This is a genomic window from Corallococcus silvisoli (assembly GCF_009909145.1).
GTDB lineage: Bacteria > Myxococcota > Myxococcia > Myxococcales > Myxococcaceae > Corallococcus > Corallococcus silvisoli.
Map to the genome: position 1 here is coordinate 310,299 of NZ_JAAAPJ010000007.1, position 12,092 is coordinate 322,390.

8 protein-coding genes are annotated in these 12,092 nt (G+C 69.7%); 4 read left to right on the forward strand and 4 right to left on the reverse strand.

The window, feature by feature from the left end; genetic code table 11:
* The first annotated feature begins 3 nt into the window (after positions 1-3).
* From GTY96_RS15635 to GTY96_RS15650, 4 genes are all read left to right on the forward strand, one after another.
* A complete protein-coding gene (locus GTY96_RS15635; RefSeq protein WP_143903871.1) occupies positions 4-498 on the forward strand; it encodes a hypothetical protein in 495 nt (164 codons plus the stop codon).
* A gap of 535 nt (positions 499-1,033) precedes the next feature.
* Positions 1,034-5,932 carry a DNA topoisomerase 3 gene (locus GTY96_RS15640; RefSeq protein WP_235685629.1) on the forward strand — a complete coding sequence of 1,633 codons (4,899 nt, stop codon included), beginning with the start codon at positions 1,034-1,036 and terminating at the stop codon, positions 5,930-5,932.
* 534 nt (positions 5,933-6,466) lie between these two features.
* Complete coding sequence (locus GTY96_RS15645) at positions 6,467-7,861, forward strand: MBL fold metallo-hydrolase (protein ID WP_161665146.1); 1,395 nt, start codon at positions 6,467-6,469, stop codon at positions 7,859-7,861.
* 325 nt (positions 7,862-8,186) lie between these two features.
* Positions 8,187-9,002 (forward strand): M57 family metalloprotease, encoded by an 816-nt coding sequence (locus GTY96_RS15650; RefSeq protein WP_143903875.1) that lies wholly within the window; start codon positions 8,187-8,189, stop codon positions 9,000-9,002.
* 106 nt (positions 9,003-9,108) lie between these two features.
* Here the strand turns inward: GTY96_RS15650 and GTY96_RS15655 are convergent, their stop codons facing one another.
* From GTY96_RS15655 to GTY96_RS15670, 4 genes are all read right to left on the reverse strand, one after another.
* On the reverse strand, positions 9,109-9,486 hold the full coding sequence (locus GTY96_RS15655) for a DUF5335 family protein (protein ID WP_143903877.1): 378 nt from the start codon (positions 9,484-9,486) through the stop codon (positions 9,109-9,111).
* A gap of 140 nt (positions 9,487-9,626) precedes the next feature.
* Complete coding sequence (locus GTY96_RS15660) at positions 9,627-10,775, reverse strand: AAA family ATPase (protein WP_161665147.1); 1,149 nt, start codon at positions 10,773-10,775, stop codon at positions 9,627-9,629.
* A gap of 100 nt (positions 10,776-10,875) precedes the next feature.
* Positions 10,876-11,313: a hypothetical protein gene (locus GTY96_RS15665; RefSeq protein WP_235685630.1), complete on the reverse strand. Its 438-nt coding sequence runs from the start codon at positions 11,311-11,313 to the stop codon at positions 10,876-10,878.
* Positions 11,314-11,321: 8 nt separating this feature from the next.
* On the reverse strand, positions 11,322-11,870 hold the full coding sequence (locus GTY96_RS15670; protein WP_328700896.1) for a hypothetical protein: 549 nt from the start codon (positions 11,868-11,870) through the stop codon (positions 11,322-11,324).
* Between the last annotated feature and the right edge of the window lie 222 nt (positions 11,871-12,092).

Consider the following 12,092-nt stretch of genomic DNA (forward strand, 5'->3'; position numbering starts at 1 on the left):
GGCATGAAAAAGTTTCTCGCTCTCTTGGCACTCCTCAGTGGTTGTTCTCACTCATCAATCCTCAAGCTCAATGAGTACGGACTTGGCCCGGCCGACACCGCACTGATCGACCTGACCTTCAGGGACGTCAAATACGATGGCTCCATGCTGGAGGGGCGGGTTGAGTTGTATGCAATGGAGGACGTAGACGTCCCGAACATCCTGGGATGGAAGACGCTCATCCTTGATAGGGCGTGGACATGCGACACGCATGAAGACATTGGCTTGGCACATGTCGACTACGCTGCGAACCCAGACGATCGACAGGATGTCCTGCGCCTCAGGAAGGGCGACATCTATGGCGGCCAGATGAACTTCCCTGTATCGCTTGCTAAAGAGGGCGGGCCCAATTGCATCCGCTACGAGATCGTGTATGCGCCGGACGGTCAGTTTCACGGCAACCTCGCCATTAAAGTCGCTGGCACGGCCAAGCGAGAGCCCACCGCTCCAAGCCCGTGAGGACTCCGACCAACACCAAGCCCGGTTGAGTGAAGGGCGGAGACTGAAGCATCCCCTCATTTTCGATTTTCCCTCAGAGCTTGCTCGCTCGCCCGCCGATGCGCTCTCCAAGGGGAATCCTCAAATGAGGGGATAGCTCAGAGGTGGAGGGGCAGTCGCTCACTGGCGATAGCCCCTCCATCAAGGCCAGGATGTAGTGGGCGAGCAGGCTTTCAAAGCCATCACGCCCCGGGAGGAGAAGGTCCCAACAGCATCTGCTACGTGTACGGTACTGCGTCCTACCTGTTCCTCCCATGGCGTCGTTTGCTCGGCACGTCAGTAGAGGCGGCAACTTCCCTGACACAGGGGGGCGGAGTGGATCGCGACAAGCCTGAGAGGCGGGTCCTTCTGGCTCCCCGGTGGGCATGCGGGCATGACGGAGCGGGACACGCGGGCCCTGGCCATGTCAGCCTGCCGCGATAGGGATGGGTAGGGACGCACGGCGTGGGGGGCCCGACCCCGCGGGTGGGCGGCCGGGGCGGGGAGGGGACAGGCCATGAGGTGGGATGCGATGGGCGAGTCGCCCGGATGGGACAGGACGGTGTCGCGGGACGGGGGCGCGGAAGGCGGCGCGGCTCGCGGTGGGCGGGGCTCCGTCCTCGCCGTGGTGGCGGAGAAGCCGGCCGTGGCGCGCGACATCGCCCGGGTGCTGGGCGCCACCGAGCGCGGTGAAGGCTGCCTGCGCGGCAACGGCTACGTCGTGACGTGGGCCCTGGGCCACCTGGTGGGGCTGGCCCAGCCGCATGAAATCCGGCCCGAGTGGAAGCGCTGGCACCGCTCGCACCTGCCCATGCTGCCGGAGGACTGGCCGCTGGTGGTGTCCCCTCAGACGAAGGACCAGTTCGAGGTGGTCCGCCGCGTGATGAACGCGCCGGAGGTGGCGGCGGTGGTGTGCGCCACCGACGCCGGCCGAGAGGGCGAGCTCATCTTCCGGTACATCTACGCCGCCGCCGGGTGCCGCAAGCCGGTGCGGCGGCTGTGGGTGTCGTCACTCACCGAGCGCGCCATCCGCGACGGCTTCCAGCACCTCAAGGACGGGAAGGCCTACGCGCCCCTGGCCGACGCCGCCATGGGCCGCAGCCGCGCGGACTGGCTGGTGGGCATGAACCTGTCGCGCCTCTACACGCTGGCGAGCGGCACCTACGGGAACATGCTGTCCGTGGGCCGCGTGCAGACCCCCACGTTGGCCATGGTGGTCGAGCGCGAGCTGGCCATCCGCGACTTCGTGCCCCGCGACTACCTGGAGGTCGTGGCCACCTTCGCGCCGCGCGGCAAGGGCATCCCCGCGGGGACGCGCTACCAGGGCACGTGGTTCCGCTCGGGGCCGGACGGCAAGCCCGTGATTCCCCCCGGGTTCGACAGCGTGCGCGAGGCGCGCCGGCTGGACGCGGACGGCGCGGAAGCGGGGCGCATCATCGACCGCGTGCGCGGCGGCAGCGCGGTGGTGGAGTCGCTCGACGCGGAGACGAAGCGGATGCCGCCGCCGCTGCTCTACGACCTGACGGAGCTCCAGCGCCACGCCAACCGCCTGTTCGGCTTCAGCGCGCAGCACACGTTGGAGGTGGCGCAGGCGCTCTATGAGAAGCACAAGCTCTTGAGCTACCCGCGCACCGCCAGCCGGCACCTGTCGGAGACGGTGGCGGACACGCTGCCGGAGGTGGTGCGCGCCATCCAGGCGCCCTACGCGGAGGACCTGGCGCCGGGCACCGGCGAGCGTCCCCTGGGCAAGCGCTACGTGGACGACGCGAAGGTGACGGACCACCACGCCATCATCCCCACGCTCACGCCGCCGTCCGGCGTGCGACTGTCGCCGGATGAGCAGCGCATCTACGACCTCGTGTGCCGGCGGGTGCTCCAGGCGTGGCATGAGGACCACGTCTGGAAGGTCACCACGGTCATCACCGCGGTGACGTCGAAGGGGGCCGCGGGCGCGGTCGTGGACCGCTTCCACAGCTCGGGCACGCAGGTGGAGCGGGTGGGGTGGAAGGTGCTGGACCTGGGCGGTGGGCAGAAGGCGCCTCGCTCCCGGACCGAGGGCCGCAAGAACGAGGACAAGGAGGAGGAGCCGGAGGATGAGCCGCAGACGCTGCCTCCCGAGCTCCAGCGCGGACAGGCGCAGACGGTGGAGGACGTGGAGGCGGTGAAGAAGCGCACGCGCCCGCCTCCGCGCTTCACGGAAGCGACGCTGCTCACGGCGATGGAGTCGGCCGGACGCACCCTGGATGAGAAGGAGCTCGCGGACGCCATGCGCGACACGGGGCTGGGCACGCCCGCCACGCGCGCCGCCATCATCGAAGTGCTCCTCGAGCGCGAGTACCTCATCCGTCAGGGCAAGCGGCTGGAGGCCACGGAGAAGGGCATCCAGCTCATCGGGGTGGTGCATCCGGACGTGAAGTCCCCCGTGATGACCGGCCAGTGGGAGGCGTGGCTCCAGCGCATCGAGCGGGGTCAGGGCGCGCTGGACGCGTTCCTGAGCGGCATCGAGGCCTACGTGCGGGAGGTCGTGGGGCAGGCGCCCACGTCGTTGCCCCCCGCGCCCGCCGCGAGCAGCGCCGGACCGGGCAGCCCTGGTGGTGTCAGCCGTTCCGCTGAACGAGCGCCGTCACCGGCGGGCGGACGCTTCGAGGCCACCCGGCAACATCCCGCGCAGGGCGCCGCCGAAGAACTCTTCCGGGCGCGGGAGGCCGCGTCCGCCACCGTGCGAAGCGCCACCCGCTCCACTGCGCGGAACGAAGTCGATGCGTCCGCGGGCCCGTCTCATGGAGGCGGCCCTGGCGCGCGGCATGAAGGGAGCACGGGCGGCACCTTCGGTGCTGGCGCCGAAGCTCGGACCATTCAGGGACCTCCCTCGGGACGCACCTTCGCTCAGGGAGCCGAGGGACACTCTCCGGTGGTGGGCCTCTCCTCGGCTCCGGTCGCTGGCGCGGCTCCGGCGCACTCCGCCCCGGTGGCCTCACGGCCCGCGTCGCTCCGGGGCCAGGAGCCTCCTCCCACGATTCCCTCCGCGGAGGTGCGCTCCGCGTTCGTGCAGGCCTCCTCCGAGGGCTTCGGCCGGGCCCGCCGCCAGCCCCAGGGTGTGACGCTGGGCAGCGGCCGTCCGGAGCGGGTGCACCGCGCGCCCACGCCGCCGGACCAGCTGCGGGGCCTGCTCAAGGCGGCGTTCGGCTTCTCCGACTTCCGTCCGTACCAGGAAGAGGTGTGCCGCGCGGCCACGTCCGGCGAGGACCTGCTGCTGGTGATGCCCACGGGCGCGGGCAAGTCGCTGTGCTACCAGCTCCCGGGGCTCGCGCGCGCGGGCACCACGGTCGTCGTCAGTCCGCTCATCGCGCTGATGGAGGACCAGGTGCTGCGGCTCCAGTCGCTGGGGTTCGCGGCGGACCGCATCCACTCCGGCCGGGACCGGGCCACCTCCCGGCAGGTCTGCGCCGAGTACCTCGAAGGCCGCCTGGACTTCCTCTTCATCGCGCCCGAGCGCCTGGGGGTCCCTGGCTTCGTGGAGCTGCTGGCCCGCCGCACGCCCTCGCTCATCGCCATCGACGAGGCGCACTGCATCTCGCAGTGGGGCCACGACTTCCGTCCGGACTACCGGCTGCTCGGCTCCCGCCTGCCGCTGCTGCGCCCGGCCCCGGTGGTGGCGCTCACCGCCACCGCCACGCCGGACGTGCAGAAGGACATCGTCCAGCAGCTGGGGCTGAGGGGTTCCCGGGGCGGCGCCGCGCACACCTTCATCCACGGCTTCCGCCGCACCAACATCGCCATCGAGGTCCGGGAGCTGAACCCCGGCGCGCGCGGCGACGCCATCCTGTCGCTGCTCAAGAACCCGGAGCACCGCCCCGCCATCGTCTACGCGTCCACGCGCAAGCACGCGGAGCAGTACGCGGAGCTGCTCGCGCACGACTTCCACACCGCGCCGTACCACGCGGGCCTCCAGCCCTCGGACCGCGACCGCATCCAGGCCGCCTTCCTGAAGGGCCACCTGGAGGTCATCGTCGCCACGACGGCGTTCGGCATGGGCATCGACAAGCCGGACGTGCGCACCGTCATTCACGCGGCGCTGCCCGCGAGCCTGGAGGGCTACTACCAGGAGCTGGGCCGCGCGGGGCGCGACGGGAAGGACTCGCGCGCGGTGCTGCTGCACGCGTTCGTGGACCGGCGCACGCACGAGTTCTTCCACCGCCGCGACTACCCGGACCCCTCGCTCCTGGAGCGCATCTACCAGGCCACGTCCAACGAACTGGAGCCCAAGGCCTCCATCCAGGCCCGCGTGCGGGGGGACCCGGAGCTGTTCGACAAGGCGCTCGAACAGCTGTGGATCCACGGCGGCGTGGAGATGACGCCGGACGAGGACGTGCGGCGCGGGCGCGCGGGCTGGGCGGTGGCGTACATCGCGCAGCGCGAGCGCAAGCAGCTGCACCTGGAGCAGATGGGTCGGTACGCGGAGGCGCACGACTGCCGCATGCGGCACCTGGTCGCGCACTTCGGCGATGTGCAGGACTCCGGCGCGGCGTGCGGCCTGTGTGACGTGTGCGCCCCGGAGACGTGCGCGGTGGTGCGCTTCGAGGAGCCCTCCGCGCTGGAGTCGCACGCGCTGGGCCGCATCCTGGAAGCCCTGCACGCGCGCGACGGACAGGCCACCGGACGGCTTCACCGGGAGCTGTTCGGGGAGCAGCTCCACCGGCGCGACTTCGAGCGGCTCGTGGGGGGACTGGTGCGCGCGGGGCTGGTGCGCCTGGACTCGGACTCCTTCGACAAGGACGGCCAGGTCATCCTCTTCCAAAGGCTGTCCCTGACGGACGCGGGCCGCCGCGCGCGCGTCATCGCGCCCGGACAGGTGGTGCTGCCACAGGCGCGCGAGGTCGCCTCCAAGAAGCGCAAGGGCCGCACCGCCTCCGCTGCCACGAAGCGCACCTCGCGCAAGCGCGCGGGCGCCAGTGCGGAGGCCGCGCCCCGGGGACGCGGGAAGCGCGCCACGGCCACGACGGCTCGCCGCGGGGCCGAGCCGTGGGCGCCGCGCGCCGTCCCCAGCGACGCGGACCTCCACCAGGAGGCCTTCCCCACGCAGGCGGGCCGGAGCGGCTGGAAGGCCCGCGCCACGCCGGAGTCCTCCGCCGGTCCCCGGGCCTCGTGGAACGCCTCCCGCCACACCCCCGAGCCGAACTACTCGGCACCGCCCGCGTCCCCCGCCCTGGTGGAGACCCTCAAGGCGTGGCGCCTCACGGAGGCCCGCAAGCGCAAGGTCCCCGCCTTCCGCATCCTCACCGACCGCGTGCTGGATGCCATCGCCAGTGCCCGGCCCTCCAGCGGCGCGGAGCTGCTGTCCATCCACGGCGTGGGCCCCGCCCTCACCGAACGCTACGGCACGCAGATCCTCTCCCTGGTGTCCCGCCGCCGCTAGGACGTCCGCCCCCAGACCCGCGTGTCGCGCCGCGGACAAGGGGTGGCCGGCCCGGGCTCACAGGGACGCCGATGGCTCGCCCAACATCCTCCCGGTGGCGCCACGAGGGGCGGTGCGCGTGCGCGACCTGGACACGGCGGCGCACTGGGTGACGCGCTCACGGTCCTCCTCGGACCCGAGGCCCGGCCCGGCGGGGAACAGCGCTCTCGACACGGAGGCGCTCGTCAGGGGCGAGCAAGGCTTCACCGTGCCCCTGGACGCGCCCCCTCCACACCCGGGTGACCTGCTCCCGCACCGCGCGCCGCGACCTCCGGCCTTGCGTGGGCAAGCACGTCGTCCGACAGGCCCCGCCCCGGGTTGGCCGCCCGCCGCGAACCACCTGGCAAGGGAAAGCCCTTTCCTGGGCCGCAGGCGCGGAGGGCGGCCAGCCGGGCGTGAAGGTTGTTTCCCAATCTTGTTGGCGGGTGAGCGGGTGCCACCTTCTCAACCACACGCGCAATGGAAGCGGCGTGAAGGCACAAGGGGGCGCGCACAATGGAACTGGGTTTCGAAACGATCGGCAACGCCACGCTCATCTGCCACGACAAGGGGCCCGTGCTGGTGACGGACCCCTGGACGGATGGGGACGCGTACTTCGGCAGCTGGACGCTGTCCCATGAGATTCCGGACGAGCAGCGCCAGTCCATCCGCGACTGCGCCTACGTCTGGCTGTCGCACGGCCATCCGGATCACCTCAGCATGGAGTCGTTGGAGAAGTTGCGGGCGAGCACCCTGCTGGTGCCGAACCACGTGGGCCACCGCATCCTCGACGACCTGCGCGGCGCGGGCTTCCGCGTCCAGGTGCTGACGGACCGCGAATGGACCCGGCTGTCCCCGCGCATCCGCGTGCTGTGCCTGCCGGACGTGAATCAGGACGCCGTGCTGCTCGTGGAGGTGGGCGGCCGCCTCATCGTCAACCTCAACGACGCCGGCGACCGCGGCCAGGGCCACTTCGTGCGCCGGGTCATCAAGGAGTACGACGAGACCTTCCTCCTGGCCCTGTCCGGCTACGGCGACGCGGACATGATGAACTTCTTCACCGAGGACGGGAACCGCATCCTCCCGTACGCGGCGGCGAAGACGCCCGTGGGGCAGACCATCGCGCGGCAGGCGGAGATGTACGGGGTGCGCTACTTCGTCCCCTTCAGCTCCATGCACAAGTACCAGCGCGCCGACAGCATCTGGGCCTCCGAATACACCACCACGCTGCCGGACTACTCGCGCGGCTTCGCCTCCACCACCTGCCAGATGCTCCCGGCGTTCCTGCGCCACGACTTCACCAACGACGCCTCGGTGTCCATCAACCCGAAGGAGCGCGTCCTCAAGCCGGTGGACCCCAAGCAGTTCGGTGATGACTGGAGCGAGTGCCTGGACGTGGACGAGGTGAAGGCGCTGGAGCGCTACTTCCGCGCCGTGGAGCACCTGGGCACCGTGATGGACTTCCTGCGCTTCCGCGTGGGCGGCAGAGAGCACGTCATCGAGCTCAACAGGCGCCGCTTCCACAAGGGCATCACCTTCGACGCCCCCCGCAACTCGCTGATGACCGCCGTGAAGTACCAGGTGTTCGACGACCTGCTCATCGGCAACTTCATGAGGACCACCATCCACGGTGGCTTCGGCAAGGGCAGCCTCTACCCGGACTTCAGCCCCTACGTGGCCAAGTACGCCGACAACGGCAAGGCCCGCACGGAGGCCGAGCTGCGCAACTACTTCAACGAGTACAGGAGCCGCGACATGGTCGGCTATCTGCGCCACCAGCTGGATGCCCACTGCGTCCGCCCCATCCAGCTCCAGTCCGCGGAGCTGCTGCGCACCCTCCTGCCCTCCGACTCCAACGCCTTCCGCATGGCCAAGGAGACCTATTGGAAGGTGCGCCGCGCCATACTCTAGGGAATTCAGGCAATTGCGGGCGATGGGTGCCCGGAACCAGGACACCTTGCTGTCCCTTTCTCAGACAGCAAGAGTCTTTCGTGTAAACCTTCGTGTTTCTAGGTATTTACGCACGAGGGTGTCACAGAAGGTGACAGTCAGGTGGCGGGACTCTGGAGCGCTGCTGCTCCAGCGGTCCCGCGTTTCCTGATTTTCTCCTCTAGGGAGACCCCTTCGGAGGGCTTGGCCCGGGAGTTGCTCAAAGGCCCGGCGCGCGACATCGCGGCTGGCGGGAAGGCCAGGCGTGGACGCGCATCCCCCGAAGAACGACAGGAAGAGTCTCCCGATGCTCAAGTTCCGCTCTGTTGCGATGCTGGCCGGTGTTTCGCTGCTCGGTGCTGCCTGTGGTGGTCCGGAGTCCGCGCCGGAGTCCGAGGCGAAGCCCACGTGGGAGGAGTTCAAGGCCAACGCCTACCGTGAGCCCTGGGAGGGCGGGAAGATCATCGTCAACGGTGACGAGGCGCTGGAGTCCGAGGAGGAGCTGGCGGCCTACTTCCACAACGTCGTCGAGTCCCAGCTGGGCCAGTCGCAGAACGGCCTCGCCGTGTACTACATCGGCGGCGACATCAAGTGGAGCAGCACCCAGAAGCTGAACCTCACCTACTGCATCAGCAACAGCTTCGGCACGAACAAGGCGAAGATGGTGAGCGCGATGGAGAGCGCCACGGCGGCCTGGGAGGCCACGGCGAGCGTCAACTTCACCTACCTGTCCCAGTACGACGCGTCCTGCACCGCGTCCCAGACGGGCGTGCTGTTCGACATCCGTCCGGTGAGCGGCCAGTCCTACGTGGCGCGCGCGTTCTTCCCGAACTCCGCTCGCTCCGGCCGCAACGTGCTGGTGGACAGCAGCGCGTTTGGCAGCCTGGGCGCCTGGACGCTCACGGGCGTGCTGCGCCACGAGCTGGGCCACACGCTGGGCTTCCGCCACGAGCACACCCGCTCCACCGCGAGCGGCTGCTACGAGGACAGCCAGTGGCGCGCGCTGACCAGCACCTACGACCGCGCGTCCGTCATGCACTACCCCCAGTGCAATGGCACCCAGACGGGCGACCTCGTGCTGACCAGCCTGGACAAGCAGGGCGCTCGCGCGCTGTACCCGTGAGCTGACGTCCGGCCCCGGCGCGGCGGCGAGCCGCGCGGGGGCGGGTGAGGCAGGGCCGGTGGGAGCGTCTTCGCTCCTGTCGGCCCTGGTTCGTTTCCGGTGGGCGCTAGAAGCGGGCGGAGGCGCTGTCGGACTCGGAGGGCCGTTCGAAGAACACCAGCGTCTTGCCGCCCTTCTCGCCAATCTCCAGGCACTCCAGCGCGCCGCTCTGCTCATCCAGCTCCGCGAAGAGGCGGTCTGGTTCGAGGATACGGTGGGTGATTTCTCCGCCCTCGCGGCCGACGATGATCTGCACCGCGCCCGCGTCGCTGCCCTTGGTCTCCAGGGAGATTTCGATGAGGGGCAGGCGGTCGGCCAGGGGCTGGTCGCCGGTGTCGGAGTCGATGGACTCCACGCGCACCCACTGGGTGGGGTCCTTCTTGCTGAGGTTGGCGAGGTAGCTCGCCCACTGCTCCCGGGGGATTTCCTGGTTGGTGTGTGCCATGGGCCGCCTCCACGCGACTGTCGTGTGCCTCAACCGTAAGGCGTCCGGAGCGCGGGTGAAGGACAGGCCCGGCTGACCGACGCTCCGGGGACCCCTCGGACCGGGCCCCGGCACGTCGGCTGCTGAAGGGCAGGCGTCGCTCAGTCGCGCAGGGCGTGGACCGCGTCGTCCTGGAGCACCAGGCGCACGGTGGCGGCGCGGCCGTGGCCGAAGTGTTCGTAGGCGGCCTGCTCCAGCACGGGGGCCAGGGCGGTGCGCAGGCCGCGGGCGCCCGTCTCGCGCTTGAGGGCGCGCGCGACGATCCACTCGCGCACGGCCGGGTCCACGGTGAGCTGGAGGCCCTCGTGGGTGAACTCGCGCTCCCAGGCGCGCAGCACGTTGTTCTGGAGGATGTCGGCCAGGGTCGCCGCGTCCAGCGGGGAGAAGGACACCAGCCGGCTGAAGCGCCCGATGAGCTCCGGGATGAAGCCGTAGCGGGAGAAGGCGGTGGTGTTCTCCAGGTGCTCCTCGGTGATGCGCGTGGCGATGGACTCCAGGTCCTTCTGGCCGCCCCTGCCGGGTTCGCGGCCGAAGCCCACGCGCTCCACGTGGGCGAGGGTCTCCGCGGTGCCGCGGAAGCCGCTGAAGGCGCCGCAGGCGATGAAGGTGATGCAGCCCATGTCCAGGGATTCGGGGCGGATCCGGCTGGTGAAGCCGAAGTCGGGCGGGAAGGTGGCCTGGGGGGCGGAGAGCAGGTGGAGGAGGCTGCGCTGGACGCCGAAGCCGCTCACGTCCTTGGTGGTCTGTTGCCCGGAGAAGCGGCTGTCGGAGCGGCTGGTGGCGAGCTTGTCGAACTCGTCCATGCAGATGGCGCCGCAGGCGGCCCATTGCGCGTCGCGCTCGGCGGCTTCGTAGAGGCGGGACAGGAGGGTGCTGACGTCGTCTCCCACGTAGCCGGTTTCGGAGAACTGGGTGGCGTCCGCGAGCACGGTGGGCACGCCGAGGACTTCGCGGAACAGCAGCTCCACGAGGAACGTCTTGCCGGAGCCGGTGGGGCCCAGGAAGAGGGCGTTCTCGCGGGTGCCGGGTTCGGGCTCCAGGCCCTCCAGGTAGAGGCGCCGGATGCGGCGCAGGTGGCGGTAGGCGAGGACGGAGGCCGCGCGGCGGGCCTCGGTCTGGCCGCGGTAGCCCAGGTCGCCCAGGCGCGCGTCGATGTCTTGGGGTGACAGCACCTCCAGCGCGGCCACGCGCTCCTGGATGGATGGACCTTCGGGGAGGGAGGAGGGTTCAACGCCAGAACGGGCAGACATCGCGAGGGGACTCCAGGACGGCGCGGACGCGCGCCGCGCCCATCATCCGGGACACCTCCAGGCGCGACAAGACACCCTGAAAGCGGGCGCATGGACGGTCCTAACGGATGTCGAGGATGCGGCCCTGTCCGTCGATGAGATAGGTCGCGCCCGCGTCCAGCACGATGGAGCCGGGGGGCAGGCCGCAGCGATCGAGGTTGGCCGAGAACGAGATGACGTACAGGTCGTCACTGGCCTTGTCGATCCGGACATCGAAGGCGTCACTGCGGTTGAAGCAGGCGACCAGCCGTTCGTCGTTGCCTGTCGCCTTCTGACCCGGAGGCATGAAGTCCGTCAGCGCGACCTGGAACGCGGCCAGGGTGGGACCATCCATCCGAAGCGATGTCACGAAGGTCTGAGGATCCCTGATGCGTTCGCCGACCTCGGGAGGAAGGCGCTCGGGCCGCTGGTACTTGTAATAGCCAAAGAAGCCGCATCCCTGCGTCAGGGCGGAGGGGGCCATCGCGAGGAAGGCCAGCGCCAGCCTCCTCATGCGCATGCGTCCTTTCATGGCGCCCAGTCCTGCCCTTCGTAGAGTTCGAGGGTGCCCTCGTCGTCGATGACCGCGCCGATGGGAACCCAGAGCCCGTCGCGGAGCGCGGCCACCACGCGTTGGGCGTAGTCGTATTTGTAGCTCCGGCATTCGCCCGCTCTCTCCCTGTAGAAGAGCAGGAGCTCCCGGTGGAGGACCTTCCCGGTGCGCCCATCGGCGATCCGGGTGGGGACCCATCTGCGCGCTTCGCTCATGTCCGGCCGGGAGAACCGCCGGTTGTGCGGATGATTGTGTCCTCCTCCCAGGATGATGGCGTCCAGGTGCTGGGGATCATCCAGGCTGGAGGGGATCCAGCAGGACTTCGTACGGCCGACGCGTGTGCCCTGGATGTCGGACAGGTAGCTGAGGAAGTACGCGTCCTCGGTGCTCGAGTAGTAGATCAGGGCGCAGTATTCGATCCCGTACTCGCCGGTCGCCGCGCCAGGCTGCCGCGTCATGATCTCGCAGGCGTTCTCCGCGAGCTCCGCCACCGACTTGAAAGGCCCCGCGAGCGGTCCCGCCACCTGGATCTGTCCGTTGGGCAGCCTGCGGACCCGGACATCGGGACTCGGTGTGGAGCAGGCCGCCATCACCGCGAACACGCTGGCGTACGCGCACCCGCGCCAGTGCCTCGCGCTCCCTGTTGCTCGCCACCTCGCCATCGCGCATGCCCGGGCAGAAAACAGCGAATCCAGACATGTGGATTATTTGTGCAAAACGAGAATGTCAAGCGAGCCCTCTCCGGG